This window comes from Pseudomonas sp. PDM30 (genome assembly GCF_019218985.1).
GTDB lineage: Bacteria > Pseudomonadota > Gammaproteobacteria > Pseudomonadales > Pseudomonadaceae > Aquipseudomonas > Aquipseudomonas jessenii.
Window position 1 is genome coordinate 584,111 of the sequence record NZ_JAHUWM010000001.1, and the last position, 18,124, is coordinate 602,234.

Sequence of the window (18,124 nt, forward strand, 5' to 3'; positions counted from 1 at the left end):
TTGTTCGCCGCCGCCCATACTTATCCTTTTCTTCCCATCTTGGTGCGTAAATCAGATATGAGTTCCGCTCTGTCCATCCGGCAGCTAACCAAAACCTACGGCAACGGTTTCCAGGCCCTGAGTGGTATCGATCTGGATGTCGCCGAAGGTGACTTTTTCGCCTTGCTCGGCCCGAACGGCGCCGGCAAGTCCACGACCATCGGCATTCTCTCGACCCTGGTGAACAAGACCAGCGGCACGGTGAACATCTTCGGTCACGACCTGGACAGGAATCCTGCGCAGCTCAAGCGCTCCATCGGCGTGGTGCCTCAGGAATTCAACTTCAACCAGTTCGAAAAGACCTTCGACATCGTCGTGACCCAGGCCGGCTACTACGGCATCCCGGCGAAAATCGCCAAGGAACGCGCCGAACAGTACCTGACCCAGCTCGGTCTGTGGGACAAGAAGGACGTGCCATCGCGCTCGCTGTCCGGCGGTATGAAGCGTCGCCTGATGATCGCCCGCGCGCTGGTTCATGAACCGCGTCTGCTGATCCTCGACGAGCCGACCGCCGGGGTGGACATCGAGCTGCGTCGCTCGATGTGGAGCTTCCTCACCGAGCTGAACGAGAAAGGCATCACCATCATCCTCACGACCCACTATCTGGAAGAGGCTGAGCAGCTGTGCCGCAACATCGGCATCATCGACCACGGCACCATCGTCGAGAACACCAGCATGCGGCAGTTGCTCAGCCAGTTGCATGTAGAAACCTTCCTCTTGGACCTCAAGGGCGACCTGCCAGCTGCGCCGCAGTTGCTCGGCTATCCGTCCCGGCTGATCGACAGCCACACCCTGGAAGTCCAGGTGGAAAAGTCCATGGGCATCACCGCGCTGTTCACCCAGTTGGCGCAGCAGAACATCGAAGTGCTGAGCCTGCGTAACAAAACCAATCGCCTTGAGGAGTTGTTCGTGTCCCTGGTGGAGAAAAATCTGTCGAAGGTGGCGGTATGAGTTCCGAGCTGCGCCCCAACCTCGTTGCCCTCAACACCATCGTTTACCGTGAAGTCCGGCGTTTCACCCGGATCTGGCCCCAGACCCTGCTGCCGCCGGCCATCACCATGGTCCTGTACTTCGTGATCTTCGGTAATCTGATCGGTCGGCAGATCGGCGACATGGGTGGCTTCACTTACATGGAGTACATCGTGCCGGGGCTGATCATGATGTCGGTGATCACCAACTCCTACGGCAACGTGGTGTCGAGTTTCTTCGGCAGCAAGTTCCAGCGGTCCATTGAAGAATTGATGGTCTCGCCGTTGTCGCCGCACACCATTCTGATTGGCTATACCCTGGGCGGCGTGCTGCGTGGCCTGATGGTGGGGATCATCGTGACCCTGCTGTCGCTGTTCTTCACCCATTTGCAGGTGCATCACCTGGGCGTGACCATTCTGGTGGTGGTGCTGACCGCGACCATCTTCTCGTTGCTGGGCTTCATCAACGCCGTGTTTGCGCGCAACTTCGATGACATTTCGATCATCCCGACTTTCGTGCTGACGCCACTGACCTACCTGGGCGGGGTCTTCTACTCGATCACCTTGCTGCCACCGTTCTGGCAGACCGTGTCCTTGGCCAACCCGGTGCTGCACATGGTCAACGCGTTCCGCTACGGCATCCTTGGCGTATCGGATATCCGCATCAGCGTGGCCATCGCCTTCATGCTGGTTGCGACCGCGGTGCTGTATTTCGGTAGTGCAAGGTTGCTGGTCAGCGGGCGCGGGATGCGGACTTAAGGAATACCGCGTCGCCTGCATCGCGAGCAAGCTCGCTCCCACAGGGGATCTTGTTCGCCGCGTAGATTGAATGTGGGAGCGAGCCTGCTCGCGATGGCGTCAGCCCGGACAAAAAAAAAACGGCCTCCCAAGTGGAGGCCGTTTTGCATTCTCACATCCGGCTCTTCTTGCGCCGCTTCCACTGCCTGGCCACCCACCAGCGCCAATACATCATCACCAGGAAGTAGGCCAGTGCGCCGAGTACCAGCCCCGTTACCACTGAGCCCAACAGAAACGGTTGCCACAAGGTCGAGATTTCACCCGTAATCCATTCCCAGTTCAGTGAGTCCGGCAACTGCCGTGCGGGAACGTCCATCAGCCAGGCGCCGGTCTGGTACGTGCAGAAGAACACGGCGGGCATGGTGATCGGGTTGGTCAGCCAGACCAGGCTCACGGCAATCGGCATGTTGCCGCGCACGATGATGGCGAGGATTGCCGCCAGCAGCATCTGTAGCGGGATCGGCAGGAACGCGGCGAACAGCCCCACCGCCATGGCGCGGGCAACGGAGTGGCGGTTGAGGTGCCACAGGTTCGGGTCATGCAACAGCGTGCCGAGAAAGCGTAAGGACTTGTGTTCCCTGATGCTCATCGGGTCTGGCATGTAGCGTTTGAATAAGCGCCGGGGCATAAGGCTTCTCGGTCGGTCAGGGCGGCAAGTATGTCTGGATTCCATGAACTGCCTATTCAGATTTTGTGACAATTATTGACGGCGCCCATGCGACGAGCGGGCTAAGCCTTGAAGGGGACTTTCAAGGACGGGCTTATGCGCACAGGGATGATGGCGCTGGCGTTGGGTCTTTTGACCTTGCGTTTTTTACCGGCATTACCGCCGGTCTGGTTATGGCTGGCGATGCCGGTGGCGGGTTTGATGTTGCTGCCGTTCAGGACTTATCCGGTGGCGTTTTACTTGTTCGGCTTGAGTTGGGCCTGCGCGAATGCGCAATGGGCGCTGGATGACCGGTTACCGCCGGCGCTGGACGGAGAAACCCGTTGGGTCGAAGGGCGGGTCACTGGCTTGCCCCGGCATGACGACGGTGTCGTGCGTTTCGAGTTGACCGACATCCAGTCCCGACGTACCCGGCTGCCGCAGCAAATGCGTCTGGCCTGGTATGGCGGGCCGCCGGTGAACAGTGGCGAGCGCTGGCGCCTGGCAGTCAAGTTGAAGCGTCCGGTCGGGCTGCTCAATCCGCAGGCCTTCGACTACCAGGCCTGGTTGCTGGCACAACGCATCGGGGCGACCGGGACGATCAAGCAGGGCGAACGCCTTGCGCCAGCCCAGTGGGCCTGGCGCGATGCAATCCGTCAGCGTTTGCTGGCGGTGGATGCCCAAGGGCGAAACGGCGCGTTGACGGCGTTGGTGCTCGGGGACGGCGCCGGGTTGAGTCGCGAAGACTGGCAGGTATTGCAGGACACCGGCACGGTTCATCTGTTGGTGATTTCCGGGCAGCACATCGGATTGCTGGCGGGCGTCGTGTATCTGCTGATCGCCGGCCTGGCCCGCTTTGGGTTATGGCCGAACCGTCTGCCATGGCTGCCCTGGGCGTGTGGCCTGGCATTCGCCGCTGCGCTCGGTTACGGGATGCTGGCCGGTTTCGAGGTACCGGTGCGACGGGCCTGCTTGATGATTGGTCTGGTATTGTTGTGGCGTCTGCGGTTCCGTCATCTCGGTGCGTGGTGGCCACTGTTGTTGGCACTCAACGGCATTTTGCTGCTGGCGCCGCTGGCGAGTCTCCAGCCTGGTTTCTGGCTGTCTTTCGCGGCCGTGGCAGTCTTGATATTGACCTTCGGCGGACGTTTGGGGCCGTGGCGTTGGTGGCAGACCTGGACCCGTGCCCAGTGGCTGATTGCAATCGGGCTGTGCCCGTTGTTATTGGCACTGGGGTTGCCCATCAGTCTGAGCGGGCCGCTGGCCAATTTGTTTGCGGTGCCCTGGATCAGTCTGGTGGTATTGCCACCGGCGTTGCTCGGGACGCTGTTGCTGCCGGTGCCTTATGTGGGTGAGAAATTGCTGTGGCTGGCGGGCGGTCTGATCGACGGTTGGTTCAGCGGATTGGGGGTCGTCTCCGGTCAGGTTCCTGCGTGGGTGCCCGCGGCAGTCCCGCTATGGGCCTGGGCAATCGGTGCTATTGGCGCCTTTTTGCTCTTGCTGCCGCGAGGCTTGCCGATGCGCCCGTTAGGGTGGCCCATGCTGTTGATGCTGGTTTTTTCGCCCAGGCCGATGTTGCAGGAGGGCATGGCGGAAGTCTGGCAACTGGATGTCGGTCAAGGCCTGGCGATCCTGGTGCGCACCCGGCATCACACGTTGCTGTATGACGCCGGACCGCGTTTCGGAGAACTCGACCAGGGGGAACGGGTGGTGCTGCCGGCATTGCGCAAACTGGGGGTGAAGGGCATAGACCTGATGCTGATCAGCCACGCCCACGCCGATCATGCCGGCGGTGCCCCGGCGATTGCCAGGGGGTTGCCGGTGAAACAGGTGGTCAGTGGTGAACCGTCAGACTTGCCTGCGCAACTGCAGGCCGGGAGATGTGAGAGCGGTCGGCGATGGACCTGGGATGAAGTCGATTTCCAGCTTTGGCACTGGCCATTGGCCGGCGATAGCAACCAGAACTCTTGTGTCTTGCTGATCGAGGCCAATGGCGAACGGCTGCTGTTGAGTGGTGACATCGATGCCGCCGCCGAGAGAGCCCTGCTGGACAGTCCGTTGGCCCGGCCCACCGATTGGCTGCAGGCGCCACACCACGGCAGTCGCAGCTCGTCGTCCAATGCCCTCCTGGATGTCCTGCAACCCAAAGGTGCGCTGATCTCCCGCGGGCAGGGCAATTCGTTTGGCCATCCGCATCCCACGGTCATCGCGCGTTATCAAAAACGTGGAATGGCGATCTACGACAGCGTCGAACAGGGTGCCATTCGTCTGCAACTGGGACGCTTCGAGCCGCCGTGGTCATTGCGCCAGGAACGGCGTTTCTGGCGCGATCCGCCGCCCTTGAACCCATAACCGAGCGTTATCAAAGCCCGACCGGATGCGACATCACGGTCTTCGGTGCGTCCACCCCCTATGTTAGAGTGGCGCACTTTTTCGAGGGGGCTGTCACTGTGTGGGAATTGGTCAAATCCGGCGGCTGGATGATGCTGCCGATCATTTTGAGTTCCATCGCGGCCATGGCGATCGTTGCCGAGCGTCTGTGGACCCTGCGGGCCAGCCGCGTGACCCCGGAGCACTTGCTCGGGCAGGTATGGGTCTGGATCAAGGACAAACAGCTCAATAAGGAAAAGCTCAAGGAACTGCGCGCCAATTCGCCTTTGGGCGAGATCCTGGCGGCCGGCCTGGCCAACTCCAAGCATGGTCGCGAGATCATGAAGGAGTGCATCGAAGAGGCCGCTCAACGGGTCATCCATGAGCTCGAACGCTACGTCAACGCCCTGGGCACCATTGCTGCCATGGCCCCGTTGCTGGGCTTGCTCGGTACCGTGCTGGGCATGATCGATATTTTCAGCGCGTTCACAGGCTCAGGCATGACCACCAACGCCTCGGTACTGGCCGGTGGTATTTCCAAGGCCCTGATCACCACGGCTGCCGGTTTGATGGTTGGTATCCCGGCGGTATTCTTCCATCGATTCCTGCAACGCCGGATCGATGAACTGGTGGTAGGGATGGAGCAGGAAGCGATCAAACTGGTCGAGGTAGTGCAGGGCGACCGCGATGTGGACCTGGCCGGGAGCAAAGCGTGAAATTCCGCCGCAAACCACGGGAAACGGTGGACATCAACCTCGCGTCGCTGATCGACGTGGTGTTCATCCTGCTGCTGTTTTTTGTTGTGACCACCACCTTCACCCGTGAAACCCAGCTGCGCGTCGATCTGCCGGAAGCGGTCAGCGGCGCGCCGGCCGACGATCAGAACAAGCCTCTGGACATCGCCATCAGTGCCGACGGCGTGTTCTCGGTGAATAACCAGATCCTGCCGAAAAGCGACCTGGCTTCGCTGATGGACGCGCTGCAAAAGGAAGCCAATGGCGACACCAACCGGCCACTGTCGATCAGCGCTGATGGCAAGACACAGCATCAGTCCGTCATCACCGCCATGGATGCGGCCGGCAAGCTCGGTTTCAGCCATTTGCGCATGACCACTGTCGAAGCGGCGCCCCCCGCGTCCTGATGGCCATGTCCGATCGATTGCTCGCCGCGTGGTACGCAGGTCATCCGGCCCTGAAACTGTTGCAGCCGCTGGAATGGCTGTACCGGCGCGTGGTCATGAACAAGCGCAAGCGCTTTCTGGCCGGAGAGGGCGAGATCTATCAGCCACCGGTGCCGCTGATCGTGGTCGGCAACATCACCGTGGGTGGCACCGGCAAGACACCGCTGATTCTGTGGATGATCGAGCACTGCCAGCGCAGCGGCCTGCGGGTCGGCGTGGTCAGCCGCGGCTACGGCGCCAAACCGCCGCAACTGCCATGGCGAGTCGAGGCCGAGCAAAGCGCCGACGTCACCGGTGACGAGCCGTTGCTGATCGTCCAGCGCACGGGCGTCCCGCTGATGATCGACCCCAATCGCAGCAACGCCGTCAAAACCTTGTTGGCCAGTGAGCCGCTGGACCTGATCCTGTCCGACGACGGCATGCAGCACTACCGCATTGCCCGTGACCTGGAACTGGTGCTGATCGACGCTGCCCGTGGCCTGGGCAATCGCCGTTGCCTGCCTGCCGGGCCATTGCGTGAGCCGGTCGAGCGCCTGCAAAGCGTCGACGCGGTCCTCTACAACGGTGCCGTGGCCGACCGCGATGATGGATTTGCCTTCCAGTTGCAACCCACCGCGCTGGTCAACCTGCGCAGCGGCGAACGTCGTCCCCTCGACCACTTTGGCGCAGGCCAGGCCGTGCACGCGGTGGCCGGCATCGGCAATCCACAACGTTTCTTCAAGACCCTCGAAACGCTACACTGGCAGCCGGTTCCACATGCGTTTGCCGACCACGCCGAATACAGCGTGGAGGCGTTGAATTTCATGCCGTCATTGCCGTTGGTGATGACGGAAAAGGACGCGGTGAAATGCCGTGCCTTTGCCGCCGCCGACTGGTGGTATCTGGCGGTCGATGCTGTGCCGTCGCCGGCCTTCGTGGCCTGGTTCGACACGCAGTTGATGCGCCTGCTGCCGGCTCGTTTGTTGCCTTAACTCCGTTTTTTCCAGGGAATGCTCATGGACACCAAATTGCTCGATATCCTCGCTTGCCCGGTCTGCAAAGGCCCGCTCAAGCTCAGCGCCGACAAGACCGAGCTGATCAGCAAGGGCGCAGGCCTGGCCTACCCGATTCGCGACGGCATCCCGGTGATGCTCGAATCCGAAGCGCGCACCCTGACCACCGACGAGCGCCTGGATAAATGACCACAGCCTTTACCGTCGTCATTCCATCGCGTTACGCCTCCACACGCCTGCCCGGCAAACCGCTGCTGCTGATCGCCGGCAAGCCGATGATCCAGCACGTCTGGGAACAGGCGAGCAAAAGCAGCGCCGAGCGGGTGGTGGTGGCCACCGACGACGCGCGCATCGTCGAGGCCTGCAATGGCTTTGGCGCCGAAGTGGTGTTGACCCGTGAGGATCACAACTCCGGCACCGATCGCCTGGCCGAAGTCTCGATGAAGCTGGGCCTGGCGCCCGACGCTATCGTGGTCAACGTCCAGGGCGACGAGCCGCTGATCCCGCCGAACGTGATCGATCAGGTGGCCGCCAACCTGGCAGCCCATGCCGAAGCGCGCATGGCCACGCTCGCCGAGCCGATCGAAGACGTGGACACCCTGTTCAATCCCAATGTGGTCAAGGTCGTCAGCGACCTCAATGGCCTGGCGCTGACGTTCAGCCGTTCTACCTTGCCCTGGGCGCGGGATGCCTTCGCCGTGAACCGTGAGCAGTTGCCCGAAGGTGTGCCGTACCGCCGCCATATCGGCATTTATGCCTATCGCGCCGGATTCCTGCAGGATTTCGTCAACTGGGGTCCATGCTGGCTGGAAAACACTGAGTGTCTGGAACAGCTGCGTGCGCTGTGGCACGGCGTACGAATTCACGTCGCCGATGCACTGATCGCGCCGCCACCCGGTGTCGACACCGTTGAAGACCTTGAGCGCGTTCGTCGCCTGCTGGAGGCGTGATGCGGGTTCTGTTTGTCTGCCTGGGCAACATCTGTCGCTCGCCCACGGCCGAAGGCGTGCTGCGGCATAAGTTGCGTCAAGCGGGGCTGGCCGACCAGGTCGAAGTCGCTTCCGCCGGCACCGGTGACTGGCATGTCGGCAAGGTGCCGGACAAGCGCAGTCAGGCCGCGGCGAAGCTGCGCGGTTATGACTTGTCCGCCCAGCGCGCCCGGCAAGTCAGTCGTGCCGATTTCGCCACCTACGACCTGATCCTGGCGATGGACAACAGCAACCTGCGCAACCTCAAGGCCTTGCAGCCGGCCAAGGGCAAGGCCGAATTGGACCTGTTCCTGCGTCGCTACCAGTCGCCAGTCGATGAAGTGCCGGACCCGTACTACGACGGCGAACAAGGCTTCGAGCAGGTGCTGGACCTGATCGAGCACGCCAGTGATTTGCTGGTGATCGAATTGAAGGGACGGTTATGAGTTTGCAGGTTCAATCACAGGTTTCGCTCAAGCCGTTCAACAGCTTTGGCGTGGATGTCCAGGCCCGGCTGTTTGCCCAGGCCCATAGCGACGCCGATGTGCGCGAAGCTCTGGCCTACGGGCTGGAGCACAAGGTCCCGGTGCTGGTGATCGGCGGCGGCAGCAACCTGTTGCTGACGGCAGATATCGAATCACTGGTTCTGCGCATGGCCACGCGCGGGATTCGCGTGCTGAGCGATGAGGGCGGCAAAGTGGTGATCGAGGCCGAGGCAGGCGAGCCCTGGCATCCATTTGTGCAACACACACTGTCCCTGGGGCTGTCCGGCCTGGAAAATCTCAGCCTGATTCCCGGCACTGTCGGTGCGGCACCGATGCAGAACATCGGCGCTTATGGCGTCGAGATCAAGGACGTGTTCGCCGGCCTGACCGCCCTCGATCGCCAGACCGGCGAACTGCGCGACTTTACCCTGCAAGAGTGCAACTTCGCCTACCGCGACAGCCTGTTCAAGCAGGAGCCGGGGCGTTGGTTGATCCTGCGTGTGCGTTTCGCCCTCGACCGCGCCGCGCATCTGCACCTGGAGTACGGCCCGGTGCGCCAGCGCCTGACCGAACAAGGCATCGAGCATCCGACCGCCAGCGATGTCAGCCAGGCCATTTGCAGCATCCGCAACGAAAAACTCCCGGACCCGGCCGTACTCGGCAATGCCGGCAGCTTTTTCAAGAACCCTTTGGTGTCGTCGGCGCTGGCTGCACGGCTCAAGGGCGAATACCCGGACCTGGTGGCCTATGCGCAACCCGACGGGCAGATGAAACTGGCCGCCGGTTGGCTGATCGAGCGGGCAGGGTGGAAAGGCTTCCGTGAAGCTGATGCTGGCGTGCATAAATTGCAGGCGCTGGTGCTGGTCAACTATGGAGGCGCGACGGGCCTGCAACTGCTGAACCTGGCGCAGCGCATCCAGAAAGACATTTTCGAGCGTTTCCATGTCGATCTGGAAATGGAGCCGAACCGGTATTGAGCTAAGCTTTCAGGACGGATCAAAAAGCCCTGCACAATGTTTATTGTGCAGGGCTTTTTTGTTAATGCTCGGTTAACTTAGTCAGCTAACGATGCACACTCTTGCTCCACCAAAGGCCCGGTGCAGACCATTTGCGTCAGCATAAGAGAGCCCATTAGCCTGAGTCGATCTGCGTGCGACCCACCGAGATCCAGCGGCAGATTGCTCGACCCCATAACTCAAGACCTATGCGGGCGTGCCCATGATTACCCTGAAACTCAATGGTCAAGACCATCAACTCGACGTCACCGAGGACATGCCGCTGCTCTGGGCGATCCGCGACGTGGCCGGTTACAACGGCACCAAATTCGGCTGCGGCATGGGCCTGTGCGGCGCCTGTACCATTCATATCGAAGGGGCTCCGGCACGCAGTTGCATTACGCCCATCGGTTCAGTCGTCGGGCAGAATGTCAGCACCATCGACAACCTGCACGCCGATCCGATCGGCAAAGTCGTGCAGCAAGCCTGGCTCGACACGGCAGTGGCTCAATGCGGCTTCTGCCAGGGCGGGCAAATCATGTCGGCGACGGCACTGCTCAAGACCCATCCGAACCCGAGCGACGAGCAGATCGAAGAAGCCATGGTCGGCAACATCTGCCGCTGCGGCACCTATAACCGTATCAAGACCGCGATCCGTCAGGCTTCCACTCACCTGAAGGAGGCCAAGGCATGAGCCGGTTACCGAATGATTTCACCCTGAGCAACCTCAGTCGCCGTGGTTTTCTCAAGGGCGTGGGGGCGACCGGTGCGCTGGTGGTCGCCGCGAGTTGGGGCTGGCAAGACGCGTTTGCCGAAGAGAAAGAGAAGAAGTTCGGCGCCGACGGCATGCCCCACGGCTGGGTCGACGATCCGAAAGTCTATGTGAGCATCGCCGCCGATGGCACGGTGACCGTTATCTGCAACCGCTCGGAGATGGGCCAGGGCGTGCGCACCAGCTTGACCATGGTGGTGGCCGATGAACTGGAAGCCGACTGGGCGATGGTCAAGGTACAGCAGGCCCCCGGCGATGAAGCGCGCTTCGGCAACCAGGACACCGACGGCTCGCGCAGCATGCGTCACTGGTACGAGCCGATGCGTCGTTGCGGCGCCGCCGCACGGGCCATGCTGGAACAAGCCGCGGCTGACCAGTGGAAAGTGTCAGTCGGCGAGTGCCAGGCGCAACTTCATAAAGTCATTCATAAACCGTCGGGCCGCGAACTGGGCTATGGCGCGCTGGCCGCCGCCGCTGGCGCTTTGGCCGTGCCTGCGCGAGAAAGCCTGAGACTCAAGCAACCTTCGGAATTTCGATATATCGGTAAGGAAGGCACCAAGGCCATCGACGGTGAGGACATCGTCAATGGTCGTGCGGTGTACGGCGCCGACGTGCATTTCGACGGCATGCTGTACGCGACCATCGCGCGACCCACGGTGTATGGCGGCAAGGTCAAAAGCTTCGATGGCAGTGCGGCGATGAAAGTCCCAGGCGTGGTCAAAGTGGTACAGATCGAAAGCCGCCCGTTGCCTTCGGAGTTCCAACCCCTGGGCGGCATCGCCGTGGTGGCGAGCAATACCTGGGCGGCGATCAAGGGCCGCGAGGCACTGAAAATCGAATGGGACGACGGCCCCAACGCCAGCTACGACTCGATTGCCTATCGCAAGGAACTCGAAGCAGCCTCGCTCAAGCCCGGCAAGGTGGTGCGCAATACCGGCAACCTCGATGAGGCCATGGCCAGCGCCGATAGCACGCTGGAAGCCTCCTACTACTTGCCGCATTTGTCACAGTCGCCGATGGAACCGATGGTCGCCATTGCGCGGTTCAAGGACGGTGCGTGCCAAGCCTGGGGGCCAAGCCAGGCGCCGCAGGTCACCCGGGAACGGATCGGTGAGCGCCTGGGCCTGCCGTTCGACAAGGTCACGTTCAACGTGACCCTGCTCGGGGGCGGGTTCGGGCGCAAGTCCAAGCCTGACTTCATCATCGAGGCCGCCATCCTCGCCAAGGAATTCCCCGGTAAAGCGGTGCGGGTGCAATGGACCCGCGAAGACGACATCCACTGTTCCTATTTTCACACCGTGTCGGCCGAATACCTCAAGGCCAGCCTGAACAAGGATGGCCTGCCATCCGGCTGGTTGCACCGTACGGTGGCGCCGAGCATCACCGCGTTGTTTGCGTCAGGCATGAACCATGAGGCGGCGTTCGAACTGGGCATGGGGTTCACCAACATGGCGTATGCGATCCCCAACATTCGCCTGGAAAACCCCGAGGCAACGGTGCATACCCGGGTAGGTTGGTATCGCTCGGTGTCGAACATTCCCCATGGTTTCGCGATCCAGAGTTTTATCGATGAACTGGCGCACAAGGCCGGGCAGGATCCGCTGAAGTACCAGATCAGATTGCTCGGCCCGGACCGTCAGATCGATCCGCGTACCTTGAGTGAAGAGTGGAACTACGGCGAATCCCCCGAGCGTTATCCGATCGACACCGCGCGCCTGCGCACGGTACTGGAGACCGCCGCCAAAGCCGCCGGTTGGGGGCGTGAGTTGCCCAAGGGACGCGGCCTGGGCCTGGCAGTGCATTACAGCTTCGTGACCTATGTGGCGGCGGTGATCGAGGTGGAGGTCAAGGACGACGGTACGCTGGTGGTGCACAAGGCTGACATCGCCGTCGATTGCGGGCCGCAGATCAACCCCGAGCGGATTCGCGCGCAATTCGAAGGCGCCTGTGTCATGGGCCTGGGTAATGCGGTGCTGGGGGAAATCAGCTTCAAGGACGGCAAGGTCCAGCAGGATAACTTCCATATGTACGAAGTGGCGCGCATGTCCCTGGCGCCGAAAGAAGTGGCGGTGCATCTGGTGACGCCGCCGGGCAATGTTCCGTTGGGTGGTGTGGGTGAACCGGGCGTGCCACCGATTGCGCCGGCACTGTGCAACGCGATCTTCGCCGCCACCGGCAAACGCATCCGCAATCTGCCGGTTCGTTATCAGCTGTCGGGATGGCAGAAGGCTGGCGCCTGATGGACAGTGCCGATCTGAACGTCCTGCGCAGCGTGTTGCAATGGCATCGCGCCGGTCAGCGGGTGGTGTTGTACAGCGTGGTCGAAACCTGGGGCACTGCGCCCCGGGCACCCGGCGCCATGCTGGCTTTGCGCGAAGACGGCATGGTGATTGGTTCGGTCTCGGGCGGGTGTGTCGAAGATGACTTGATTGCCCGGCTGCACGACGGACGCCTCGCACTTGACGGGCCGCCGGTGCAATTGATCACCTACGGCGTGACCCGCGAGGAAGCCGCACGTTTCGGCTTGCCCTGCGGTGGCACCTTGCGCTTGACCGAGGAGCGTATCGACGATGGGGATTGGGTCGAGCAGTTGCTCGCCCGTTGCGAGGCCCATGAAATCGTTGCGCGTGAACTGAACCTGACCACCGGCGAAGTACTTTTGCAGCCGGCCAGTAAAGATGACGTGTTGACGTTCGACGGGCAGACCCTGCGGGTGATCCATGGCCCGCGCTGGCGCTTGCTGCTGATCGGCGCGGGGCAGCTGTCGCGCTATGTGGCGGAAATGGCCCGGCTGCTGGATTTCGAGGTGCTGATTTGCGACCCGCGTAGCGAGTTCGTCTACGGCTGGGAGCAGCAGCACGGACGATTCGTTTCGGGCATGCCGGATGAGGCGGTATTGAATATCCAGACCGATGAACGCACGGCTATCGTGGCCTTGACCCATGATCCGCGTCTGGATGACATGGCGCTGCTCACGGCCCTGGATTCCAGGGCTTTTTACGTCGGAGCGCTGGGGTCGCGGGTCAACAGCCAGAAGCGCCGGGAAAACCTGGCTCAACTGGGTTTGTCGCAATCGGCGATTGACCGCTTGCATGGTCCGATCGGTTTGCACATCGGCAGTCATAATCCAGCGGAAATTGCCTTGTCGCTCATGGCGGAAATCGTGGCGGTCAAAAACGGCATCGAACTGAAGCAGAAGAAAGTCCTGCGGGAGAGCGTATGAGCAAATCCATCGGCGTTATCGTGTTGGCAGCGGGGCAGGGCAGCCGGTTTCGTCAGGTGGCGGGTGCCGAAAAGGATAAATTGGTGGCCGATTGCATCGGGCGTGACGGCGTGGTGCGGTCCGTCATCGAGCACACATTGGTCAACCTGCCGGCGACGCTGGACAAGCGCGTACTGGTGACCACTGCTGACCGCCCGCAAGTGATTCGCATGGCTCAGGCCTATGGCTGCGAGATTGTGCTGATCGAATCGACGGGAATGGGCGACAGCATTGCCGCGGGAGTCGCTGCCTGCAAGCAACTCGATGGCTGGCTGATGGTGCTGGGGGATATGCCGTTCATCCTGCCATCGAGTATCGAGCAAGTGGTGGCGGGGATTGGCGATGACAGTATCAGCGTGCCCGTGCAGGACGGCGGGTACGGGCATCCGGTCGGTTTCGGACGGGACTTCGCGGCGGGGTTGATGGCGTTATCGGGTGATCGCGGCGCCAAGCCGCTGTTCGCCCAAGGCCGGGTGGTTGAAGTGAGCGTGGATGATCCTGGTGTGGTGTGGGATGTGGATGTGCCTGAAGCACTAACCTTCAGGCCAGCATAGATCCTTGTGGGAGCGAGCTTGCTCGCGATAGCGGTGGATCAGCTAGCACCAATGTTGAATGTCATTCCGCCATCGCGAGCAATCGAGCGTCGACCGGCTGCTCCCACAGGGGAATGGTGTGATTTCACAGATGTAAAAAAAGCCCCGCCTGGGATCACCAGGCGGGGCTTTTTAGTGGCCGATGGAATCAGACGAGAGGTTTAGGCTCGTGCTCTTTTTCCTGGGCCTGCTCGTGTTGCTCTACCGCTTCCTGAACGGAGCGCGGTGCTTCGTGGATCACCGACTCAACCGGCTCGGCAGCCACTTCGGCAGCCGGGGCAGGAGCTGCCTCAACCACTTCAGCAGCAACCGGTGCAGGCTCGGCGGCGACAACCGCTTCAGCTGGAGCCGCAGCGGCAGCCAGTTCAGCTTCCTTCTGCAGACGCTCGGCTTCACGCTTGCGACGACGCACTTCACGCGGGTCGTTAGGCGCACGGCCACTTGGCGTCAGGGCGCTGGCAGGAGCGGCTTCGACCACTGGTGCAGGTGCCTGGGCAACGACCGGTGCTTCAACGGCTGGCGCTTCAACCACCGGCGCCGGGGCCGGTTCTGCTGCGGCAACCACCGGCTCGGAAACCATGGCTTCTGCCACTTGGGTTTCAGCGGCTGGTGCAGCGGTTTCAGCGACGGCTGGCTCGGCAACCCAGTTGAATGCGGTTTGCTCTTCGCGAACTTCACGCACGGTGTCAGCCACGGTTTCAACAACAGCTTCCGCAGCCTGGGCAGGTGCTTCTACCACTGGCGCTGGCTCGGCAGCCGCTTCAACAGCAGGCTGAGCTTCTGGCGCTGGCGCCACTTCGATTTCCGGCGAGGCGGTGACTTCGACCGGTGTGGTTGCTTCAACGACTGGCGCTTCAACCGGAGCTGCTTCCAGGGCCGCGGCAGTGGCGCGTTCGGCTTGCACATTGGCTTCAGCTTCTGCTGGAGCGCTGATCACGCTGCTGGCAACAGCTGCGGTGACAGCCAGGCCGGCGGCCAGATCGGCAGTGCTTGGCGCTTCAGCGTTTTCGCCGGACTCGGACTCTTCCGAACCTTCGATCACGTTGCCGTTGGCGTCACGCTGACGCTCGCGACGGTTGCTGCGACGACGCTGACCACGGGAGCGGCGGCGTGGACGGTCGCCTTCGGCGCTTTCCTGACCGTCTTCCGACAGTTGCTCTTCGTTGGTGGTCAGTTCTTCTTCAGTTGCGGCTGCGGCAGCTTGTTCGGCACGTGGCTGACGTTCTTCACGCGGTGGACGTGGCGCGCGTTCTTCACGTGGCTGACGAGCTGGGCGTTCTTCAGCGGTAGCAGCCGTAGCGGTAGCAGCGGCGGTCGGAGCAGCCGGAGTGGCATCCAGAGGCTCGCGCAGTTCACGAACGCGTTCTTCACGCTCGCCACGTGGCTTGCGATCTTCACGCGGAGCGCGCGGTGCACGTTCTTCACGAGGCGCGCGTGGTGCGCGTTCTTCGCGGGCTACCGCTGGCGTTTCTTCGCGGGTTTCGCGAGGTTCACGCACTTCCCGTGGCTGACGCTCTTCACGCGGCTCACGTGGTGCGCGTTCTTCACGCGGTGCACGCTCTTCGCGAGGCTTGCGCTCTTCATCGCGGCGACCGTTACGGTTGCGGCTCTGCTGGCGACCGTTGCGACGCTCTTCGTTGCGGGCCGGACGCTCGGCGGCAGGTTTTTCAACCACAACCGGTGCGGCAGGCTCTTCCTTGGTGGCGAACAGGCTCACCAGCGACTTCACCAGGCCTTTGAACAGGCTTGGCTCCGGTACGGCGGCCGGGGCAGGGGCTGGAGCGGCCACCTCTGTTGGCACAGGAGCGTTGGCACGGGCTGGGGCCGTTTTGACCGCAGCTTCCTGGCGAACCAGGGTGCGGGTCGCAGCGGCTGGCTGGACTTCTTCGACTTCGGCAGCGGCAGCGGCGATTTCGTAGCTGGACTGGTTGGTCGCGGCTTCCGGGCTGTCGTCACGCAGGCGCTGTACTTCAAAGTGCGGCGTTTCGAGGTGATCGTTCGGCAGGATGACGATGCGGGCACGGGTGCGCAGTTCGATCTTGGTGATCGAGTTGCGTTTTTCGTTGAGCAGGAACGCCGCCACCGGGATCGGCACTTGTGCACGAACTTCGGCGGTACGGTCTTTCAGGGCTTCTTCTTCGATCAGGCGCAGGATCGCCAGGGACAGCGATTCAACGTCACGGATGATGCCGGTGCCGTTGCAACGCGGGCAGACGATGCCGCTGCTTTCACCCAGGGATGGACGCAGGCGCTGACGGGACATTTCCAGCAGGCCGAAGCGCGAAATGCGACCGACTTGCACGCGAGCGCGGTCGGCTTCCAGGCATTCGCGGACTTTTTCTTCCACTGCGCGCTGGTTCTTGGCAGGGGTCATGTCGATGAAGTCGATGACGATCAGGCCGCCGATGTCGCGCAGGCGCAACTGACGGGCGATTTCCTCGGCCGCTTCAAGGTTGGTTTGCAGCGCGGTTTCTTCGATGTCGCTGCCTTTGGTGGCGCGCGCCGAGTTGATGTCGATGGACACCAGGGCTTCGGTCGGATCGATCACGATGGAACCGCCGGAAGGCAGTTCGACAACGCGCTGGAAAGCGGTTTCGATCTGGCTTTCGATCTGGAAACGGTTGAACAGCGGAACGCTGTCTTCGTACAGCTTGATCTTGCTGGCGTACTGCGGCATTACCTGGCGGATGAAGGTCAGGGCTTCGTCCTGGGCTTCAACGCTGTCGATCAGCACTTCGCCGATGTCCTGGCGCAGGTAATCGCGGATCGCGCGGATGATCACGTTACTTTCCTGGTAGATCAGGAATGGCGCGGCGCGGTCCAGCGAAGCTTCCTTGATGGCGGTCCACAGTTGCAGCAGGTAGTCGAGGTCCCACTGCATTTCTTCGCTGCTGCGGCCAAGGCCTGCAGTGCGCACGATCAGGCCCATGTCGGCCGGGGCAACCAGACCGTTCAGGGCTTCACGCAGTTCGTTGCGCTCTTCGCCTTCGATGCGACGGGAGATACCGCCGGCACGCGGGTTGTTCGGCATCAGCACCAGGTAACGACCGGCCAGGCTGATGAAGGTGGTCAGGGCGGCGCCCTTGTTGCCACGTTCTTCTTTTTCGACCTGAACGATGACTTCCTGGCCTTCGCTCAGGACGTCCTTGATGTTGACGCGACCTTCCGGGGCTTTCTTGAAGTATTCGCGGGAGATTTCTTTGAGGGGCAGGAAGCCGTGGCGCTCAGAGCCGAAATCGACAAAGGCAGCCTCGAGGCTTGGTTCGATGCGAGTAATCCGGCCTTTATAGATGTTGGCCTTCTTCTGCTCGCGTGCACCGGATTCGATGTCCAGGTCGTAGAGGCGCTGGCCATCTACCAGTGCAACACGCAACTCTTCGGGTTGAGTTGCGTTAATCAGCATTCTTTTCATGTAGTACCGTCGGTTTCCGGGCTGCCGGAAACGGCGTTCGGCACACACGACTTCTCACGGTCGGTGTCAGGTGCGTCGGGAGTGGTTGGCCATTTCCCGTGTCCAGCGAAGTCCGGCCAATGTGGGCCTTCATCGCGACGTACGCGTCCTGCTTGCTGTGGCTACTTAAGCACTCAGTCAGGAGGAGGAATCAACCAGCGGCTGTGGACGAGATGAAGCGTCTTGAGAAAGCCTGTTGCTACACAGTCCGGCGGTTGTGCATCTCCACCCTACACGTATCCCTGATAATTCGGGTGCTGCCGCGCGCAGAATCCGCAGCGGGTTGGCATTTACCGTGAGCTCCGAAAGGGGAGGTCACGCATCATGGCTAATTTAGGCGTTGTTTCCGATGCCTTCGCTCGGGGTCATTCGCAGCTGACTGCACTTTGTGAACTGGCCGTGAATATGGCTCGCAAAACGAGTGGAAAACTCTGCTTTGTGGCGTGATTCAGGCCTCATGTCACCTGCGCTCGTTACACCTGCAAACTCCACCGTTACGTAGCGAAAGCCCCGTAGGACGGCCTCGCGTCCTGGTGAATTGCGTTGGTCAGGGCCGGTTTTTGACCGTTGGTCCGCTGTCCAGGCCGCTTTTGGCGGCGTTCGCG

16 protein-coding genes are annotated in these 18,124 nt (G+C 61.7%); 14 read left to right on the plus strand and 2 right to left on the minus strand.

Annotation, left to right across the window (positions count from 1 at the left end; translation table 11 throughout):
- The first annotated feature begins 57 nt into the window (after nt 1–57).
- Together KW840_RS02725 and KW840_RS02730 are read left to right on the plus strand one after the other, a co-directional pair.
- A complete protein-coding gene (locus KW840_RS02725) occupies nt 58–990 on the plus strand; it encodes an ABC transporter ATP-binding protein (RefSeq protein WP_218494395.1) in 933 nt (310 codons plus the stop codon).
- A complete protein-coding gene (locus tag KW840_RS02730; RefSeq protein WP_057713697.1) occupies nt 987–1,766 on the plus strand; it encodes an ABC transporter permease in 780 nt (259 codons plus the stop codon). Before KW840_RS02725 ends, KW840_RS02730 begins: the two co-directional genes overlap by 4 nt.
- Before the next feature lie 151 nt (nt 1,767–1,917).
- On the opposite strand, the gene KW840_RS02735 is transcribed toward KW840_RS02730, so the two are convergent.
- Nucleotides 1,918–2,433 carry a DUF2062 domain-containing protein gene (locus KW840_RS02735; protein WP_057713698.1) on the minus strand — a complete coding sequence of 172 codons (516 nt, stop codon included), beginning with the start codon at nt 2,431–2,433 and terminating at the stop codon, nt 1,918–1,920.
- Between the two features lie 135 nt (nt 2,434–2,568).
- On the opposite strand from KW840_RS02735, the gene KW840_RS02740 reads away from it, so the two are divergent.
- The 12 genes from KW840_RS02740 (at nt 2,569) to KW840_RS02795 (ending at nt 14,029) form a co-directional block, all read left to right on the plus strand.
- On the plus strand, nt 2,569–4,803 hold the full coding sequence (locus tag KW840_RS02740; protein WP_218494396.1) for a DNA internalization-related competence protein ComEC/Rec2: 2,235 nt from the start codon (nt 2,569–2,571) through the stop codon (nt 4,801–4,803).
- 98 nt (nt 4,804–4,901) lie between these two features.
- A complete protein-coding gene (locus tag KW840_RS02745) occupies nt 4,902–5,537 on the plus strand; it encodes a MotA/TolQ/ExbB proton channel family protein (RefSeq protein WP_057713700.1) in 636 nt (211 codons plus the stop codon).
- Complete coding sequence (locus tag KW840_RS02750; RefSeq protein WP_057713701.1) at nt 5,534–5,962, plus strand: biopolymer transporter ExbD; 429 nt, start codon at nt 5,534–5,536, stop codon at nt 5,960–5,962. Before KW840_RS02745 ends, KW840_RS02750 begins: the two co-directional genes overlap by 4 nt.
- Nucleotides 5,962–6,972 carry a tetraacyldisaccharide 4'-kinase gene (lpxK, locus tag KW840_RS02755; RefSeq protein WP_218494397.1) on the plus strand — a complete coding sequence of 337 codons (1,011 nt, stop codon included), beginning with the start codon at nt 5,962–5,964 and terminating at the stop codon, nt 6,970–6,972. The genes KW840_RS02750 and lpxK overlap by 1 nt, the downstream gene beginning before the upstream one ends.
- Before the next feature lie 24 nt (nt 6,973–6,996).
- On the plus strand, nt 6,997–7,182 hold the full coding sequence (locus KW840_RS02760) for a Trm112 family protein (RefSeq protein WP_003179363.1): 186 nt from the start codon (nt 6,997–6,999) through the stop codon (nt 7,180–7,182).
- Nucleotides 7,179–7,943 carry a 3-deoxy-manno-octulosonate cytidylyltransferase gene (gene kdsB / locus KW840_RS02765; protein WP_218494398.1) on the plus strand — a complete coding sequence of 255 codons (765 nt, stop codon included), beginning with the start codon at nt 7,179–7,181 and terminating at the stop codon, nt 7,941–7,943. The genes KW840_RS02760 and kdsB overlap by 4 nt, the downstream gene beginning before the upstream one ends.
- Nucleotides 7,943–8,407, plus strand: coding sequence for a low molecular weight protein-tyrosine-phosphatase (locus tag KW840_RS02770; RefSeq protein WP_218494399.1), 465 nt, complete (start codon nt 7,943–7,945; stop codon nt 8,405–8,407). The genes kdsB and KW840_RS02770 overlap by 1 nt, the downstream gene beginning before the upstream one ends.
- Complete coding sequence (murB, locus tag KW840_RS02775; RefSeq protein WP_218494400.1) at nt 8,404–9,423, plus strand: UDP-N-acetylmuramate dehydrogenase; 1,020 nt, start codon at nt 8,404–8,406, stop codon at nt 9,421–9,423. The genes KW840_RS02770 and murB overlap by 4 nt, the downstream gene beginning before the upstream one ends.
- 241 nt (nt 9,424–9,664) lie before the next feature.
- Nucleotides 9,665–10,135 carry a (2Fe-2S)-binding protein gene (locus KW840_RS02780; protein ID WP_015096391.1) on the plus strand — a complete coding sequence of 157 codons (471 nt, stop codon included), beginning with the start codon at nt 9,665–9,667 and terminating at the stop codon, nt 10,133–10,135.
- Nucleotides 10,132–12,453 (plus strand): xanthine dehydrogenase family protein molybdopterin-binding subunit, encoded by a 2,322-nt coding sequence (locus KW840_RS02785; RefSeq protein WP_218494401.1) that lies wholly within the window; start codon nt 10,132–10,134, stop codon nt 12,451–12,453. The genes KW840_RS02780 and KW840_RS02785 overlap by 4 nt, the downstream gene beginning before the upstream one ends.
- Nucleotides 12,453–13,436, plus strand: a complete 984-nt coding sequence (locus KW840_RS02790) for an XdhC family protein (RefSeq protein ID WP_218494402.1) — start codon at nt 12,453–12,455, stop codon at nt 13,434–13,436. Before KW840_RS02785 ends, KW840_RS02790 begins: the two co-directional genes overlap by 1 nt.
- Nucleotides 13,433–14,029: an NTP transferase domain-containing protein gene (locus tag KW840_RS02795; RefSeq protein ID WP_218494403.1), complete on the plus strand. Its 597-nt coding sequence runs from the start codon at nt 13,433–13,435 to the stop codon at nt 14,027–14,029. Before KW840_RS02790 ends, KW840_RS02795 begins: the two co-directional genes overlap by 4 nt.
- Nucleotides 14,030–14,216: 187 nt before the next feature.
- Here the strand turns inward: KW840_RS02795 and rne are convergent, their stop codons facing one another.
- On the minus strand, nt 14,217–17,480 hold the full coding sequence (gene rne, locus KW840_RS02800) for a ribonuclease E (RefSeq protein WP_218494404.1): 3,264 nt from the start codon (nt 17,478–17,480) through the stop codon (nt 14,217–14,219).
- Nucleotides 17,481–18,124: the final 644 nt, after the last annotated feature.

Coding starts and splice junctions, on each gene's coding strand:
- KW840_RS02725 (WP_218494395.1), top strand. CDS start 58: ATGAGTTCCGCTCTGTCCATCCGGCAGCTAACCAAAACCTACGGCAAC.
- KW840_RS02730 (WP_057713697.1), top strand. CDS start 987: ATGAGTTCCGAGCTGCGCCCCAACCTCGTTGCCCTCAACACCATCGTT.
- KW840_RS02735 (WP_057713698.1), bottom strand. CDS start 2,433: ATGCCCCGGCGCTTATTCAAACGCTACATGCCAGACCCGATGAGCATC.
- KW840_RS02740 (WP_218494396.1), top strand. CDS start 2,569: ATGCGCACAGGGATGATGGCGCTGGCGTTGGGTCTTTTGACCTTGCGT.
- lpxK (WP_218494397.1), top strand. CDS start 5,962: ATGGCCATGTCCGATCGATTGCTCGCCGCGTGGTACGCAGGTCATCCG.
- KW840_RS02760 (WP_003179363.1), top strand. CDS start 6,997: ATGGACACCAAATTGCTCGATATCCTCGCTTGCCCGGTCTGCAAAGGC.
- kdsB (WP_218494398.1), top strand. CDS start 7,179: ATGACCACAGCCTTTACCGTCGTCATTCCATCGCGTTACGCCTCCACA.
- KW840_RS02770 (WP_218494399.1), top strand. CDS start 7,943: ATGCGGGTTCTGTTTGTCTGCCTGGGCAACATCTGTCGCTCGCCCACG.
- murB (WP_218494400.1), top strand. CDS start 8,404: ATGAGTTTGCAGGTTCAATCACAGGTTTCGCTCAAGCCGTTCAACAGC.
- KW840_RS02780 (WP_015096391.1), top strand. CDS start 9,665: ATGATTACCCTGAAACTCAATGGTCAAGACCATCAACTCGACGTCACC.
- KW840_RS02785 (WP_218494401.1), top strand. CDS start 10,132: ATGAGCCGGTTACCGAATGATTTCACCCTGAGCAACCTCAGTCGCCGT.
- KW840_RS02790 (WP_218494402.1), top strand. CDS start 12,453: ATGGACAGTGCCGATCTGAACGTCCTGCGCAGCGTGTTGCAATGGCAT.
- KW840_RS02795 (WP_218494403.1), top strand. CDS start 13,433: ATGAGCAAATCCATCGGCGTTATCGTGTTGGCAGCGGGGCAGGGCAGC.
- rne (WP_218494404.1), bottom strand. CDS start 17,480: ATGAAAAGAATGCTGATTAACGCAACTCAACCCGAAGAGTTGCGTGTT.